General features: G+C 73.4%; 10 protein-coding genes. 3 read left to right on the plus strand and 7 right to left on the minus strand.

Features of this window, described 5'->3' with window-relative positions:
* Positions 1-12 precede the first annotated feature (12 nt).
* From ACH4TP_RS27450 to ACH4TP_RS27480, 7 genes are read right to left on the minus strand one after another with little or no spacing between them, the layout of a single operon-like run.
* Positions 13-873 carry an HpcH/HpaI aldolase/citrate lyase family protein gene (locus ACH4TP_RS27450; RefSeq protein WP_389223905.1) on the minus strand — a complete coding sequence of 287 codons (861 nt, stop codon included), beginning with the start codon at positions 871-873 and terminating at the stop codon, positions 13-15.
* Positions 870-2072: a CaiB/BaiF CoA transferase family protein gene (locus tag ACH4TP_RS27455; RefSeq protein ID WP_389223902.1), complete on the minus strand. Its 1203-nt coding sequence runs from the start codon at positions 2070-2072 to the stop codon at positions 870-872. The genes ACH4TP_RS27450 and ACH4TP_RS27455 overlap by 4 nt, the downstream gene beginning before the upstream one ends.
* On the minus strand, positions 2069-2989 hold the full coding sequence (rbsK, locus tag ACH4TP_RS27460; protein WP_398177553.1) for a ribokinase: 921 nt from the start codon (positions 2987-2989) through the stop codon (positions 2069-2071). Before rbsK ends, ACH4TP_RS27455 begins: the two co-directional genes overlap by 4 nt.
* On the minus strand, positions 2986-4590 hold the full coding sequence (locus ACH4TP_RS27465; RefSeq protein WP_398439396.1) for an ADP-ribosylglycohydrolase family protein: 1605 nt from the start codon (positions 4588-4590) through the stop codon (positions 2986-2988). Before ACH4TP_RS27465 ends, rbsK begins: the two co-directional genes overlap by 4 nt.
* Entirely contained in the window at positions 4587-5738 is a 1152-nt protein-coding gene (locus tag ACH4TP_RS27470; RefSeq protein ID WP_398439397.1) for an ADP-ribosylglycohydrolase family protein, read from the minus strand. The genes ACH4TP_RS27465 and ACH4TP_RS27470 overlap by 4 nt, the downstream gene beginning before the upstream one ends.
* A complete protein-coding gene (locus ACH4TP_RS27475; protein ID WP_398439398.1) occupies positions 5719-7122 on the minus strand; it encodes an ADP-ribosylglycohydrolase family protein in 1404 nt (467 codons plus the stop codon). Before ACH4TP_RS27475 ends, ACH4TP_RS27470 begins: the two co-directional genes overlap by 20 nt.
* Positions 7119-8114, minus strand: coding sequence for an ADP-ribosylglycohydrolase family protein (locus tag ACH4TP_RS27480; RefSeq protein ID WP_398439399.1), 996 nt, complete (start codon positions 8112-8114; stop codon positions 7119-7121). The genes ACH4TP_RS27475 and ACH4TP_RS27480 overlap by 4 nt, the downstream gene beginning before the upstream one ends.
* A 253-nt stretch (positions 8115-8367) precedes the next feature.
* Here ACH4TP_RS27480 and ACH4TP_RS27485 point away from each other — a divergent pair, with 253 nt between their 5' ends.
* From ACH4TP_RS27485 to ACH4TP_RS27495, 3 genes are all read left to right on the plus strand, one after another.
* Positions 8368-9096, plus strand: a complete 729-nt coding sequence (locus ACH4TP_RS27485) for a VIT1/CCC1 transporter family protein (RefSeq protein ID WP_389223886.1) — start codon at positions 8368-8370, stop codon at positions 9094-9096.
* Positions 9097-9607: 511 nt separating this feature from the next.
* Positions 9608-14170 (plus strand): glutamate synthase large subunit, encoded by a 4563-nt coding sequence (gltB, locus tag ACH4TP_RS27490; protein ID WP_398439400.1) that lies wholly within the window; start codon positions 9608-9610, stop codon positions 14168-14170.
* On the plus strand, positions 14163-15623 hold the full coding sequence (locus ACH4TP_RS27495; RefSeq protein ID WP_389223880.1) for a glutamate synthase subunit beta: 1461 nt from the start codon (positions 14163-14165) through the stop codon (positions 15621-15623). The genes gltB and ACH4TP_RS27495 overlap by 8 nt, the downstream gene beginning before the upstream one ends.
* Positions 15624-15713: the final 90 nt, after the last annotated feature.

The raw sequence follows: 15713 nt of genomic DNA on the forward strand, positions 1-15713 counted from the left end.
CTTCGTCGTGTCTCAGACCGTGCGGGCCGCGAGGGCGAGGACCCGGTGGGCGCCCTCCACCACCGCCGCGTCCACGAAACGGCCGTCCGGGAGGGCGAGGGCGCCCCGCTCGGCCGAGGCCGCCTCGACGACCTCGCGGGCCGCGTCGATCTCCGCAGGGGTGGGGAGGTAGGCGCGCTCGATGACCGGGAGCTGGCGGGGGTGGATGGCCGCCCGGCCGAAGAAGCCCATGGCCCGGCCCCGGGAGCAGCCGGCGGCCAGCGCGTCCAGGTCGCGGATGTCCGGATGGACGGACTGGGCCGGTGGGGGGAGGGCGGCCGCGCGGGCCGCGACCACCACCCGCCCGCGCGGCCAGTCGAGGCCGGTGTCCTGCCGTACCCCCAGGTCGGCGCGGAGATCGGCCTCGCCGAGGGAGATGCCGCGGACGGCGGGGTGGGCGGAGGCGATGGCGTAGGCGTGCTCGACGGCGAGGGCGCTCTCCAGGAGCGGATAGAGCGCGAGGCCGGGGGCGAGCCCGGCGATCCGGTGGATGTCAGTGGCGTGTGCCACCTTGGGGAGACGGAGACCGCAGAGGCCGGGGAGGGGGGCCAGGGTGGGGATGTCGCGCGGGGTGTGGATGCGGACGTGCACCGGGACGGGGTGGGCGTCGGCGAGGAGATCGGCCGTGGCGTCGAGGGCGTACGCCTTGCGGTGCGGGGCGACCGCGTCCTCCAGATCGACGATCACGACGTCGGCGCCCGAGGCCAGCGCCTTGCGCACCACCTCGGGGCGGTCGCCGGGGGCGTACAGCCAGGTGAGGGGTGCGACGGGGTGTGCGGTGGCGTTCCCTGTGTGCCCGGCGGCCGGGCCGGCGGGGCCGCTGAGAGGGCTCATACCGCTCCTTGCTCGCGGAGGGCGTCGATCTCGGCGGGGCTGAGGCCGAGTTCGGAGAGGACGGCGGTGGTGTCGGCGCCGTGCGGCCGGCCGGACCAGCGGATGGAGCCGGGGGTCTCGGAGAGGCGGAAGAGGACGTTCTGCATCTTGATCGGGCCGAGTTCGGGGTCCTGCACCTCGGTCACGGTGCGGAGCGCCTGGTACTGGGGATCGGCGACGACGTCCCGGATGTCGTAGACGGGGGCGATGGCCGCCTCCGCCTTCTCGAAGGCCGCCATCGCCTCGTCGCGGGTGTGGCGGGCGATCCACGAGCCGACCGCCTCGTCCAGGACGTCCGCATGCCCGGCCCGGCCCGTGCCGTCGGCGAACCACGGCTCGTCGATCAGCTCCGGGCGGCCGACGAGCCGCAGGACCCGCTCGGCGATCGACTGGGCGGAGGTGGAGACGGCGACCCAGGAGCCGTCGGCGGTCCGGTAGGTGTTGCGCGGGGCGTTGTTGCGGGAGCGGTTGCCGGTCCGGGGCTGGACGTAACCGAGCTGGTCGTACCAGAGGGGGTGGGGTCCGATGACGGAGAGCATCGGTTCGATGATCGCCATGTCGACGACCTGGCCGCGGCCGGTCGCCGTCCTGGCGGTGAGCGCGGTCATCACGGCGTACGCGGTGGCGAGGGCCGCGATCGAGTCGGCGAGGCCGAAGGGAGGCAGGGTCGGGGGGCCGTCCGGCTCGCCGGTGATGGCGGCGAAACCGCTCATCGCCTCGGCGAGGGTGCCGAAGCCGGGGCGGTGGGCGTACGGGCCGAACTGGCCGAAGCCGGTGACCCGGGCCAGGACCAGACGCGGGTTGACGGTGGACAGCTCCTCCCAGCCCAGACCCCAGCGTTCCAGGGTGCCGGGGCGGAAGTTCTCCACGACGACGTCCGCGTCGGCGGCGAGCGCGAGCAGGGTGTCGCGGCCGCCCGGCGAGGACAGGTCGAGGGTGATCGTCCGCTTGTTCCGGCCGAGGACCTTCCACCACAGGCCGACGCCGTCCTTGGCGGGGCCGTGGCCACGGGACGGATCCGGCTTGCGGGGGTGCTCGACCTTGACGACGTCGGCGCCGAAGTCGCCCAGCATCATGGCCGCGAGCGGCCCGGCGAAGAGGGTCGCCAGATCCAGCACGCGCAGCCCGTGCAGGGGCGCCGTGGACTTCTCAGTGGTCATACGGCGTCGGCCTCCAGGGTGTGGGGGGAGAGGAACGCGGTCTCGATGTCGACGCGGTACGGCATCGAGGGCGACGCGCCCTCGCGCCGGACGGAGAGCGCGGCGGCCGTCTGCGCCCAGGCGAGCGCCTCCGGGGCGGGGCGGCCCTCGCCGAGGGCGACCGCGAGGGCGCCGACGAAGGTGTCGCCCGCTCCCGTGGTGTCCACGGCCCTGACCCGGGGCGCGGGCACGGCGAGCGGTTCGGCGCCGCGGGCGGCGTACAGGCTGCCGGCCGCGCCCAGGGTGACGACCACCTCGGGGACGTCCCGCAGCAGGGCCCGCGCGGCCGCGCGCGGGTCGGTGAGGCCGGTGAGCGCGGCGGCCTCGTGCTCGTTGGGCACCAACAGGTCGGTGGCGGCGAGGAGTTCCGGCGGCAGGGGCTGCGCGGGGGCGGGGGTGAGGATCGTGCGGACGCCGAGCCGGCGGGCGGTGGCGGCGCCCTCGACGACGACGGAGAGGGGGAGTTCGAGCTGGAGGAGCAGGGCGTCGGCGGTGCCGATGAGGGCCTCGTCGCCGTGGGTGAGGGAGGTGACGGTGCCGTTGGCGCCGGGGACGACGACGATCGCGTTGCCGCCCTCGTCGTCGACGACGATGTGGGCGGTGCCGGAGGAGCCCTCGACGGTGCGCAGGAGATCCGTGTCCACCGAGCAGTGCTCCAGGGTGGAGCGGAGCAGGGCCCCGAAGTCGTCCGTGCCGACCGCGCCGATCATCGCCACCTCCCCGCCCGCGCGGGCGGCGGCGACGGCCTGGTTGGCGCCCTTGCCGCCGGGGATCGTGCGGAAGGAGCGGCCGGTGACCGTCTCCCCGAGGGCGGGGGCCCGCGCCACGTAGGTGACGAGGTCCATGTTCGTGCTGCCGAGTACGACGATGCCGGTCATGGGCGTACTGCCTCCAGATGTGTCAGTTCGGCCAGGGTGTCGAAGCCGGTGCCGTCGAAGGACGGCACCGAGGTCGCCAGACGGTTCTTGAGGGGGGAGGTCCAGCGCTCGGGCAGCCGGTCCGGGTGCCCGGCGAGCAGCCCGGCGACCGAACCCGCCGTGGCGCCGTTGGAATCGGTGTCCCAGCCGCCCGAGACCGCCGCGCAGACGGAGCGCGAGAAGTCGCCGTCGGCGTGGGTGAGGGCGGCGGCGAGCAGGGCGGCGTTGGGCACGGCATGCACCCAGTGGTACCCGCCGAGTTCGGCGTGCAGACGGTCGACGACGGCGTCGAAGTCGGGCTCCGTGGTGGCGTACGCGATGCCCCGCCGAACGGCCTCCGCGAGGCGCGAGCGCGGCGGGACCACGCCGAGACCGGCGGCGAGCGCCTGATGGACGTCCGCCGTCCCGGTCGCGGCGGCGGCGAGGACGGCGGCGACGAACATGGCGCCGTAGACGCCGTTGGCGGTGTGCGTGAGCACCGCGTCCCGGTGCGCCTGCGCGGCGGCGGCCACCGGGTCGCCCGGGTGGGTCCAGCCGTGGACGTCGGCCCGGATCTGGGCGCCGATCCACTCCCGGAAGGGGTTGCGGCGGACGGCGGTCAGCGGGGGTTCGACGCCGTCGAGGAGGTTGCGGTAGGCGACGCGCTCGGCCGTGAACGTGCGGCCGGCGGGCAGCTCGTCGAGCCAGAGGCGGGCGACGTCGGCGGTGGTGAAGTCGCGGCCGTACCGCTGGAGCAGCAGCAGGTTCAGGAGGGGGTAGTTGAGGTCGTCGTCCTCGGGCATGCCGTCGATGTTCTCGGCGAGCGAGGTGGCGGCGGAACGCCGGTTCCAGGGGTGGGCGGCGAGCAGCTCCGGCGGGACGCCGCGTTCCGTGAACCAGCTCGTGAGGGGCCAGTTGCCGGCGGCTCGGGCGAGGGCGCGGAGGGCGGGGAGGGGGAGCTTCTCGACGGGCTTGCCGAGCAGGCACCCGACGGCCCTTCCCAGCCAGGCGGCGTGGAGGCGGTCGCGGAGGCCCGTTGTGGGCAGGCGTTCCGCTGGGGCGGTGCCCACCCCCCATGGTCCCGCGTCCCGCCCCGTTGTGGGCAGGCGTTCCGCAAGGGGCGGAACGGGTGGGCACAACGGAACGGCGCCCTTGCCGGCGCCAGAGGCTTCCGCGCCCGGACCCGCACCCCGTGCACGGCGCACTGGTGGTGCGGGCTCAGGCTCGGAACGCGGAGGCGCCGCTGGGGGCGCCGTCCCGTGTGCCCACCCGTCCCGCCCTGCGGGACGCCTGCCCACACGGGTGGGGGGCGCCGTCAGGGCCTGGATCGAGGGGAGGTCGGTCGGCTCATGGGCTGACAGGGGGGAGGGGAGGGACGTCAGGGTGTCCAGGAGCTCCTCCGCCAGGGGCCGGAGGTCCGGGCGGGGGACCGGGGACGCGCCGGCCGTCTCCGGGGACGGCGGGCCGCCCGCTGCCGTCCAGCGGGCCGCCAAGGCCCTCGCGTCGCGGCCGTCCTCCGACGCCTGGCGGAGTTCGTGGCCCACGAGGTCCTCCGGTTGGACCCAGGTCAGGCGGAGGGTCATCGGGCCGCGCTCGTCAGCGTCGCGAAGGCCGATTCGTGGGATCGGCGGGTCTCCACGTCCTTGGCGAAGATCTCGCGGGCCACTGCGGTCAGTGCCCTCGCGGGGGCGTGGAGGTCCAGGCGGCTGGCCTCCGCCACCTGCTTCGCCCAGTCGGACGGGACGGCGGACTCGCCGTGCAGCGCGCCCGTGATCGCGCCCGCCATCGTGGCGATCGAGTCGCAGTCGCGGCCGTAGTTGACCGCGCCCAGGACCGTACGACGGTAATCGCCCTCGCCGACGAGGAGCATGCCGAGGGCGACCGGGAGTTCCTCGATCGCGTGGAGGCGGGAGGGGCGGCGGGCGCCGAGGGAGGGGGAGCGGTAGTCGGGGCCGACCGTGTCGAAGGGGGCCACCGCCCGGCGGAGGGGAACGAGGGCGGACTCGAAGTCCCGGTGCGCGGCCGCCACTTCGGTGACCGCCTCGATCGCCGCGCGCGTGCCGTCCTTCGCCAGGGACAGGGCCGCCTCCACCACCGACGCCGGTGTCGCGCCCGGCGCGCAGGCCGCCGCGACCGCCGCCGCGAAGACGCCCGCCGCCTCCCGGCCGTACGAGGACTGGTGTGCGCCCGTCAGGTCGATCGCCTCGGCGTAGGCGGCCGCCGGGTGGGCGGCGTTGACCAGGCCGACCGGCGCCATGTACATCGCGGCGCCGCAGTTGACGATGTTCCCGGTGCCCGCTTCCCGGGGGTCCACATGGCCGTAATGCAGTCGCGTCACGATCCACTTCTCGGCCAGGAAGACCCGCTGGAGGGGGAGTGCCTCCGACTCCAGCTCCGGGATCCAGACGGTACGGCCCATGAGTTCGGGCACGAGGTGGTCCGCGACCGCGTACGCGTCGAGGTGGCCGCGGACCCTCTCGTACACCCGGATCAGGGCGTGGGTCATCAAGGTGTCGTCGGTGACGTGCCCGTCGCCCTTGTGGTACGGCGCGATGGGGCGGGCGGTGCGCCAGTCGCCGCCGTTCCAGGGGCCGACGATCCCGGTGACGCGGCCGCCGTGGCGTTCCACGATCTGCTCGGGGGTGTAGCCCTCGACGGGGCCGCCGAGCGCGTCGCCGACGGCGGCCCCGAGGAGACTTCCGGTGATCCGGTCATCCAGTGTGGGTGTCATGTCGGAATTGTCTACCTGGGGTGGCCGGTTCCGTGGCTCCGAGCAGCCCGGCGAGTTCCACCAGGTCCGTACCCGCGAGCCGGGGCAGCGCGCAGCCCGCGAGCGTCCTGCACGCCTCGCGCCAGCTCGCCGGGACCGAACGGGCGCCGCCCAGCGCGCCGGTGAGCGCGCCCGCCAGCGCCGGGGCCGAGTCGGCGACCCGGGAGAGGCAGGCGGCGGCCGGTACCGCGGCCGTCATCTCGCCCCGGGCGGCGGTGGCGAGGGCCAGGGCGACCGGGACGGTCTCGGCGGCGGCGACGCCGTAGCTGTACACGTGGTCCACGATCTGGTGCTCCAGGAGCGGGACGAGCTCGAAGGCCGAATCGGCGGCCTGGGCGAGCTTCACGGCGTACCGGGCGTTGCGGCCGATCTCGGTGACGGGCGGGAGTTCGGCGAGCGCCGCCTCGACGGCCTCGTCGACCGTCGCCCCGCCGAGGGCCGCGGCGACGGCCGCCGCCGTCGCGCGGGCGCCGTGCACGCCGTCGCCGTCCTGGGTGTACCGGGCGTCGAACTCGGCGAGTTCGGCGGCCGCGCGGGGGTCGCCGGGGTGGACGACGGCGAGGACGGCGGCCCGGACGCAGGCCGCGTCGTCGAAGTAGTGCGGGTTGTCGTGGCCCGTCGCGGGCGGGCGCAGGCCGGTGGCGAGATTGCCGAGGCCCGCGCGGACCGAGATCCGGGCGCGGAGCGGCAGTACGGCCGACTCGACCTCGGGGGCGCGGTCGGCGGCGGCCGCGACCTGGCCCGCGAGGGCGTTCCAGGCGAGGTCGACGGCGGTGCGGAGGCGGCGGTCCGGGGGGAGGCCGGTGAAGACCCCGCTGTCGGCGGCGAGGATCGCCTCGGCGGTGAAGACCGCCCACTCGGCGTCGTCGGAGGGACCCAGGCGGAGGGGCTCGGGGGGCTGGTTGAGGGCGATGGGTACGGGGAGGGTGGTCGTCGCGTTCTGCTCGGCGAAGGTGTCGAGTTCGCGGGTGAGGCGGCGGGTCCATTCGGGCATGCGGGCGGCGCGGTGCCTTGCGGCGGGCCAGCCGGACGCGTCGCCTGCGGCGAGCCCCAGGAGGAGGCCCTCGACCGCGTCGCGCCCGGCCCTGCGAGGGGCGTCGGGCTGCGGGGCCTCTTGGGGCTCGCCCCACGTGCCGGTGACCCGTACCGGGGTGGGGTCCTGCGGGTCGCCGAGCAGGGGGCCGGAACCCGGCGCCGGGGGCTGTGCCCACCCTCCCCCGGGCTCTCGGCTTCGCTCGACCAAGGGGGACCCCCCTCGCCCTGCGGAACGATCGCCCGCAGCGGGGGCAGCGGTACCCACAGCGGGGGCGGCGGCGTCAGCCGTCTTCGTCACGTCCGCGCTCATGCCGCCTCCTCCGGGGTCAGGAGGTCCGCGATGTCCAGGACGTGGTGGCCGCGCATCGACGGGAGGCAGCTGCCGGTGACCGGGGCGATGGCCTTGGCCCAGTCGGGCGGGATCGCGTCCACGCCGCCCGCCGCGCCCGCCAGGGCGCCCGCGACCGCTGCCGTGGTGTCGGCGTCGCGGCCCATGTTGACGGCGGTGAGGACCGCCGTACGGAAGTCTCCGCGGGCGGCGGCGAAGGCGCCGAAGGCCAGGCCGACGGCCTCCGGGGCCAGGTCCGTCCAGGGGTAGCCGCCGATGACGACCGCCGAGCGGACCTGGCGTTCGCGGGTGAGGGGGTCGGGCTGGAGGCGCTGGGCGGCGACGACCGCGCGGCGCAGGGAGCGGGCCGTCCAGGAGTCCATGGGGACGACGGAGAGGGCGGCGGCGATGACCGAGGTGACCGTCGCTCCCGTCATCGCCGCCGCCACGCCCGCCGCGACCGCCTGGCCGCCGTAGATGCCCTCGCCCTCGTGGCTGACGCTGCCGTCGATCGCCACCAGGCGGGCCGCTTCCGCCGGGCGGCCGGCCGCGAAGACCCCGAAGGGGGCCGCGCGCATGGCCAGGCCGTCCGACCAGGCGTGGCGGTGCTGGGCCGAGATCGGCGCCGCCAGGCCCCGGCGGAGGTTCTCCAGGGTGCCGCGTTCAGAGAACCCCGCCCCGCGGAACGGGCCTTCGTCGAGGTCGGCGATCCAGTGGTGCCAGGCCCGCTCGACGTGGTGGACGGTGAGGGCGGAGCCGTGCCGGGCGAGGAGGAGCGCGGAGAAGATCGCGTACTCCGTGTCGTCGGTGCCCGCCGGACGGTCCGTCACGAAGCCCTCGATGCGGCCCCAGCGGCGGCGGATCTCGGAGGGCCGCAGGTTCTCGGCGGGGGCACCGAGCGCGTCGCCGACGGCGAGGCCGAGGAGCGCCCCTCTCGCCCGTTCACGCATGCCGCATGTCGTGCTGCTGACCATCTCGCGCCCCTTCCGTCGCGGGGGCGCCGACGGCGGCGCCCCGTTGCCTGGATCTGTGCCACCGCGGGCCGCGAACTCGCCGAAGAAACGTCTCTGTCACCCGGCTGACGCCTCGGCAGGTTGGGGTGCCCTCACTGAGGCGGGCCTTAGTAAGTACGGCCTGGCTTGCTGGCGCGACCCTTACATCGGGCGTACTTTCGAGGGCGTTGGGGGCGGCGGGTGCATCCCGGCCCGCCGGAACGAGGGGAGAACCATGTCCATCATCGAAGCTCAGGCGCCACTGCACGAGGCCCACCGCGACAACCACACGCACCGCGACGTGAACGGCGGTTGGCTGCGCCCGGCGGTGTTCGGCGCGATGGACGGTCTCGTCTCGAACCTCGCCCTGATGACCGGTGTCGCCGGCGGCCAGGTCTCCACGCAGACCGTCGTCGTCACCGGCCTCGCGGGCCTCGCCGCCGGCGCCTTCTCCATGGCGGCCGGCGAGTACACCTCCGTCGCCTCGCAGCGCGAGCTCGTCCAGGCGGAACTGGACGTCGAGCGCCGCCAGTTGCGCAAGCACCCCGTCGACGAGATGGAGGAGCTCGCCGCACTCTACGTCTCCCGGGGCGTCGAGCCCGCGCTCGCCCGCGAGGTCGCGATGCAGCTGTCGAAGGACCCCGAGCAGGCCCTGGAGATCCACGCCCGCGAGGAGCTGGGCATCGACCCGGACGACCTGCCGTCGCCGATGGTCGCCGCCGTCTCGTCCTTCGGCTCCTTCGCGCTCGGCGCGCTCCTTCCCCTCCTGCCGTACCTGCTCGGGGCGACCGCGCTCTGGCCGGCCGTGCTGCTCGCGCTCCTCGGGCTCTTCGCCTGCGGCGCCCTGGTGGCCCGGGTGACCGCCCGCGGCTGGCTCTTCAGCGGTGTGCGCCAGCTCGTCCTGGGCGGTGCCGCCGCGGCCGTCACGTACGGGCTCGGAATGCTCCTCGGGGCCACCCTGTAGCCGCCTCGTGGCCCCCGTGGGGCCGGGTGCGGATTCCGTACCACTACAGAAGACCGAGAGGCTCCCGAAAGGGGCCTCTCGGTCTTTTCGTGGCGCCTTTTCGGGGCAAAGCAGGCGAAGCGGCTGTGACGTATATCCCTGGTCCGATCCGCCGCGGCGATGAGACACTATGCATGACGCCACATATGTAGCCGGTTACCCGGCGGTTTCGAACCCGTGACCAACGGGAAAGAGGCCTGAGCGCCATTCGGGCAACGAAGCCCACTCCCAGCGACGGGTCGCCGGAGACCCGAAGATCCTCCGGACCCCGATCCGTCCCCGCGGGACAGTCCCTGTCGCCGCACCCCACAGGTGAACCCACACCACCGCTGCGTATCGGCGGTGTCCGCATGTTGGAACGAGCTTTCCGCCAGGCGAGAAGCCAGTCATCATGTAACCTGCACGAAATTTCGCGGAGGGCCAACGTCGTCCCTCGGCATCTGCATATGCCACGACGACGACGGGAGAGCCGATGCGTTCCGACGCCTGGTCGCCCATGGACGGTCGCCCTGCCCCGCAGGGAATGTACGACCCCCGTAACGAACACGACGCCTGCGGTGTCGGGTTCGTGGCCACCCTCACCGGTGTAGCCAGCCACGCGCTGGTCGAGCAGGCGCTGACCGTACTGCGCAACCTCGAACACCGCGGCGCCACCGGCTCCGAGCCCGACTCCGGTGACGGCGCCGGCATCCTGCTCCAGGTCCCGGACGCCTTCCTCCGCGAGGTCGCCGGATTCGCCCTCCCCGAGGCCGGCGCGTACGCCGTCGGCATCGCCTTCCTCCCCGAGGACGGCACCGACGAGACCGCTGCGAAGATCGAGACGATCGCCTCCGAAGAGGGCCTCACCGTCCTCGGCTGGCGCGAGGTCCCCGTCGCCCCCGAGCTGCTCGGTGCCTCCGCCCGCGCCACCATGCCGGTCTTCCGCCAGCTCTTCGTCGCCGACGGCGAGCACACGGGCATCGCGCTCGACCGCAAGGCCTTCGTGCTGCGCAAGCGCGCCGAGCGCGAGGCCGCGACGTACTTCCCGTCGCTCTCCGCCCGCACCATCGTCTACAAGGGCATGCTGACCACCGGCCAGCTGGAGCCCTTCTTCCCGGACCTGTCGGACCGCCGCTGCGCCACCGCCGTGGCCCTGGTCCACTCCCGGTTCTCCACCAACACCTTCCCGAGCTGGCCGCTGGCCCACCCGTACCGCTTCGTCGCCCACAACGGTGAGATCAACACCGTCAAGGGCAACCGGAACTGGATGACCGCCCGCGAGGCGCAGCTCGACTCCACCGTCTTCGGCGAGGGCTCCCTGGAGCGGATCTTCCCGATCTGCACCCCGGACGCCTCCGACTCGGCCTCCTTCGACGAGGTCCTGGAGCTCCTCCACCTCGGCGGCCGCTCCCTGCCGCACGCGGTCCTGATGATGGTCCCGGAGGCGTGGGAGAACCACGAGACCATGGACCCGGCCCGCCGCGCCTTCTACCAGTACCACTCCACGATGATGGAGCCCTGGGACGGCCCGGCCTGCGTCACCTTCACCGACGGCGTCCAGGTCGGCGCGGTCCTCGACCGCAACGGTCTGCGCCCCGGCCGCTACTGGGTCACCGACGAGGGCCTCGTCGTCCTCTCCTCCGAGGTCGGCGTCCTCGACATCGACCCCGCCAAGGTCGTCCGCAAGGGCCGCCTCCAGCCCGGCAAGATGTTCCTCGTCGACACCGCCGAGCACCGCATCGTCGAGGACGACGAGATCAAGGCCGCCCTCGCCGCCGAGCACCCCTACCAGGAGTGGCTGGAGACCGGCGAGATCGAGCTCTCCGACCTCCCCGAGCGCGAGCACATCGTGCACACCCACGCCTCGGTCACCCGCCGCCAGCAGACCTTCGGCTACACCGAGGAAGAGCTCCGCGTCATCCTCGCGCCGATGGCCCGCACCGGCGGCGAGCCGCTCGGCTCCATGGGCACGGACTCGCCGATCGCGGCCCTGTCCGCCCGCCCGCGGCTGCTCTTCGACTACTTCACGCAGCTCTTCGCGCAGGTCACGAACCCGCCGCTGGACGCCATCCGCGAGGAGCTCGTCACCTCGCTGCGGTCCTCCCTCGGCCCGCAGGGCAACCTGCTCGAACCGACCGCCGTGTCGTGTCGCAGCGTCACCCTGCCCTTCCCGGTGATCGACAACGACGAGCTGGCCAAGCTCATCCACATCAACGCCGACGGCGACATGCCCGGCATGAAGGCCGCGACCCTCTCCGGCCTCTACCGGGTCTCCGGCGGCGGCGACGCCCTCGCCGCCCGCATCGAGGAGATCTGCGCCGAGGCCGACACCGCCATCGAGGGCGGCGCCCGCCTCATCGTGCTCTCCGACCGGCACTCCGACGCCGAGCACGCGCCGATCCCCTCGCTGCTGCTCACCGCGGCCGTCCACCACCACCTCATCCGCACCAAGCAGCGCACCAAGGTGGGCCTGCTGGTCGAGGCCGGCGACGTCCGCGAGGTCCACCACGTCGCCCTGCTCATCGGCTACGGCGCCGCGGCGGTCAACCCGTACCTGGCGATGGAGTCCGTCGAGGACCTGGTCCGCGCCGGCACCTTCATCGAGGGCCTGGAGCCCGAGCAGGCCATCCGGAACCTGATCCACGCCCTCGGCAAGGGCGTCCTCAAGGTCATGTCCAAGATGGGCATCTCCACCGTCGCCTCCTACCGCGGCGCCCAGGTCTTCGAGGCCGTCGGCCTCGACGAGACCTTCGTCGCCACGTACTTCAACGGCACGGCCACCAAGATCGGCGGTGCCGGTCTCGACGTCGTCGCCAAGGAGGTCGCCGCCCGCCACGCCAAGGCGTACCCCGTCTCCGGCGTCCCCTCGGCGCACCGCGCCCTGGAGATCGGCGGCGAGTACCAGTGGCGCCGCGAGGGCGAGCCGCACCTGTTCGACCCGGAGACCGTCTTCCGCCTGCAGCACGCCACGCGCACCAAGCGGTACGACATCTTCAAGAAGTACACGGACCGGGTCAACGAGCAGTCCGAGCGCCTCATGACGCTCCGCGGCCTCTTCGGCTTCGCCACCGAGGGCCGCACCCCGATCTCCATCGACGAGGTCGAGCCGGTCTCCGAGATCGTCAAGCGCTTCTCCACCGGCGCCATGTCGTACGGCTCCATCTCCCGCGAGGCGCACGAGACGCTCGCCGTCGCCATGAACCAGCTGGGCGCCAAGTCCAACACCGGTGAGGGCGGCGAGGACCCGGAGCGCCTGTACGACCCGGTGCGCCGCTCCGCGATCAAGCAGGTCGCCTCCGGCCGCTTCGGCGTCACCAGCGAGTACCTGGTCAACGCCGACGACATCCAGATCAAGATGGCCCAGGGCGCCAAGCCTGGCGAGGGCGGCCAGCTGCCCGGCCACAAGGTCTACCCGTGGGTCGCCAAGACGCGTCACTCGACGCCCGGCGTCGGCCTCATCTCGCCGCCGCCGCACCACGACATCTACTCCATCGAGGATCTCGCCCAGCTGATCCACGACCTCAAGAACGCCAACCCGGTCGCCCGCATCCACGTGAAGCTGGTCTCCGAGGTCGGCGTCGGCACGGTCGCCGCCGGTGTCTCCAAGGCCCACGCGGACGTCGTCCTCATCTCCGGCCACGACGGCGGAACGGGCGCCTCCCCGCTGACCTCCCTGAAGCACGCGGGCGGCCCCTGGGAGCTCGGCCTCGCCGAGACCCAGCAGACCCTGCTGCTCAACGGCCTGCGCGACCGGATCGTCGTCCAGACCGACGGCCAGCTCAAGACCGGCCGCGACGTCGTCATCGCCGCGCTGCTCGGCGCCGAGGAGTTCGGTTTCGCGACCGCGCCGCTCGTCGTCTCCGGCTGCGTCATGATGCGCGTCTGCCACCTGGACACCTGCCCGGTCGGCATCGCCACCCAGAACCCGGTCCTGCGCGACCGCTTCTCCGGCAAGCCCGAGTTCGTCGTCAACTTCTTCGAGTTCATCGCCGAGGAGGTCCGCGAGCTCCTCGCCGAGCTGGGCTTCCGCACCCTCGAAGAGGCCGTCGGCCACGCCGAGCTCCTCGACACCAGCCGCGCGGTCACGCACTGGAAGGCGCAGGGCCTCGACCTGGAGCCGCTCTTCTACGTGCCCGAGCTGCCCGAGGGCGCGGTCCGCCACGCCCGGATCGAGCAGGACCACGGCCTGGAGAAGGCCCTCGACAACGAGCTGATCGAGCTCGCCGCCGAGGCCCTGAACGCGGCCTCCGCCGAGGAGGCCCAGCCGGTCCGCGCCCAGGTCGCGATCCGCAACATCAACCGCACGGTCGGCACCATGCTCGGCCACCAGGTGACGAAGAAGTTCGGCGGCGCCGGCCTCCCGGCCGACACCATCGACATCACCTTCACCGGCTCCGCCGGCCAGTCCTTCGGCGCCTTCCTGCCGGCCGGTGTCACCCTCCGCCTGGAGGGCGACGCCAACGACTACGTCGGCAAGGGCCTCTCCGGCGGCCGCGTGATCGTCCGCCCCGACCGGGGCGCCGACCACCTGGCCGAGTACTCCACCATCGCGGGCAACACCATCGGCTACGGCGCCACCGGCGGCGAGCTGTTCCTCCGCGGCCGCACCGGCGAGCGCTTCTGCGTCCGCAACTCCGGCGCCCTGGTCGTCTCGGAGGGCGTGGGCGACCACGGCTGCGAGTACATGACCGGTGGCACGGCGGTCGTCCTCGGCGAGACCGGCCGCAACTTCGCGGCCGGCATGTCGGGCGGTGTCGCCTACGTGATCGACCTCGACCGGGACAACGTCAACTCCGGCAACCTGGAGGCGATCGAGGCCCTGTCGGACACCGACCGGACCTGGCTGCACGACGTCGTGCGCCGCCACTTCGAGGAGACCGGCTCCACGGTCGCCGAGAAGCTCCTCGCCGACTGGGACGCCGCCGCGGCCCGGTTCAGCAAGATCATCCCCACCACGTACAAGGCAGTGCTCGCCGCCAAGGACGCCGCTGAGCTCGCCGGTCTCTCCGAGACCGAGACCACCGAGAAGATGATGGAGGCTGCGTCCCATGGCTGACCCCAAGGGCTTCCTGACCACCGGGCGCGAAGTCGCCCAGACCCGGCCGGTGGGCGAGCGCGTCAGGGACTGGAACGAGGTCTACGTCCCCGGCTCCCTGCTCCCCATCATCAGCAAGCAGGCCGGCCGCTGCATGGACTGCGGCATCCCGTTCTGCCACAACGGCTGTCCCCTCGGGAACCTGATCCCCGAGTGGAACGACTACGCCTACCGCGAGGACTGGTCGGCGGCGCAGGAGCGCCTGCACGCCACCAACAACTTCCCGGAGTTCACCGGCCGCCTCTGCCCGGCTCCCTGCGAGTCGGCGTGCGTCCTCGGCATCAACCAGCCGGCCGTCACCATCAAGAACGTCGAAGTCTCCATCATCGACAAGGCCTGGGACGCCAATGACGTCAAGCCGCAGGCGCCCGACCGCCTCTCCGGCAAGACCGTCGCCGTCATCGGCTCCGGCCCGGCCGGTCTGGCCGCCGCCCAGCAGCTGACCCGGGCCGGCCACACGGTCGCCGTGTACGAGCGCGCGGACCGCATCGGAGGCCTCCTCCGCTACGGCATCCCCGAGTTCAAGATGGAGAAGCGGCACATCAACCGCCGCATCGAGCAGATGCGCGCGGAGGGCACCAAGTTCCGCACGGGCGTCGAGATCGGCCGCGACATGCCGGCGACGGCCCTGCGCAACCGGTACGACGCGGTCGTCATCGCCGCCGGCGCCACCACCGCCCGCGACCTGCCCGTCCCGGGCCGGGAGCTGAACGGCATCCACCAGGCGATGGAGTACCTGCCGCTCGCCAACAAGGTCGTCGAGGGCGACTTCGTGGCCCCGCCGATCACCGCCGAGGGCAAGCACGTCGTCGTCATCGGCGGCGGCGACACCGGCGCCGACTGCGTCGGCACGGCGCACCGCCAGGGCGCGGCCTCGGTCACGCAGCTGGAGATCATGCCGAAGCCGGGCGACGAGCGGAACGCCGGCCAGCCCTGGCCGACCTTCCCCATGCTCTACAAGGTCACCTCGGCGCACGAGGAGGGCGGCGAGCGGGTCTACTCCGTCTCCACCACCCACTTCGAGGGCGACGAGGACGGCAACGTCCAGTTCCTCCACCTCGTCGAGGTCGAGTTCGTCGACGGCAAGCTGACCCAGAAGCCGGGCACGGAGCGCAAGATCCCCGCCCAGCTGGTCACCCTCGCCATGGGCTTCACCGGCACGGACGTGGAGAACGGCCTGGTCGCCCAGTTCGGCCTGGACCTGGACGAGCGGGGCAACATCGCCCGCGACGCGGACTTCGCCACCAACGTCGACGGCGTCTTCGTCGCCGGTGACGCCGGCCGCGGCCAGTCCCTCATCGTCTGGGCCATCGCCGAGGGCCGCTCCGCCGCCCGCGGCGTCGACCGCTACCTCACCGGCGCCAGCTCCCTGCCGGCCCCGATCCGCCCGACGGACCGTGCCCTGACGGTCTGACCGGCGGGATCACTCCCGAGAACGTCCCGTACAACGACGTGCGGAACTGAGCGCAGCGCCCCCTGAATGTCCCCGACCGGACGCCTTGGG

This window comes from Streptomyces sp. NPDC021012 (assembly GCF_044333355.1).
Classification (GTDB): Bacteria; Actinomycetota; Actinomycetes; order Streptomycetales; family Streptomycetaceae; genus Streptomyces.

What these genes read in the sequence shown, in the direction of transcription:
- ACH4TP_RS27450 (WP_389223905.1), bottom strand. Translation starts at nt 873, where the DNA reads ATGAGCCCTCTCAGCGGCCCCGCCGGCCCGGCCGCCGGGCACACAGGG.
- ACH4TP_RS27455 (WP_389223902.1), bottom strand. Translation starts at nt 2,072, where the DNA reads ATGACCACTGAGAAGTCCACGGCGCCCCTGCACGGGCTGCGCGTGCTG.
- rbsK (WP_398177553.1), bottom strand. Translation starts at nt 2,989, where the DNA reads ATGACCGGCATCGTCGTACTCGGCAGCACGAACATGGACCTCGTCACC.
- ACH4TP_RS27465 (WP_398439396.1), bottom strand. Translation starts at nt 4,590, where the DNA reads ATGACCCTCCGCCTGACCTGGGTCCAACCGGAGGACCTCGTGGGCCAC.
- ACH4TP_RS27470 (WP_398439397.1), bottom strand. Translation starts at nt 5,738, where the DNA reads ATGACACCCACACTGGATGACCGGATCACCGGAAGTCTCCTCGGGGCC.
- ACH4TP_RS27475 (WP_398439398.1), bottom strand. Translation starts at nt 7,122, where the DNA reads ATGAGCGCGGACGTGACGAAGACGGCTGACGCCGCCGCCCCCGCTGTG.
- ACH4TP_RS27480 (WP_398439399.1), bottom strand. Translation starts at nt 8,114, where the DNA reads ATGGTCAGCAGCACGACATGCGGCATGCGTGAACGGGCGAGAGGGGCG.
- ACH4TP_RS27485 (WP_389223886.1), top strand. Translation starts at nt 8,368, where the DNA reads ATGTCCATCATCGAAGCTCAGGCGCCACTGCACGAGGCCCACCGCGAC.
- gltB (WP_398439400.1), top strand. Translation starts at nt 9,608, where the DNA reads ATGCGTTCCGACGCCTGGTCGCCCATGGACGGTCGCCCTGCCCCGCAG.
- ACH4TP_RS27495 (WP_389223880.1), top strand. Translation starts at nt 14,163, where the DNA reads ATGGCTGACCCCAAGGGCTTCCTGACCACCGGGCGCGAAGTCGCCCAG.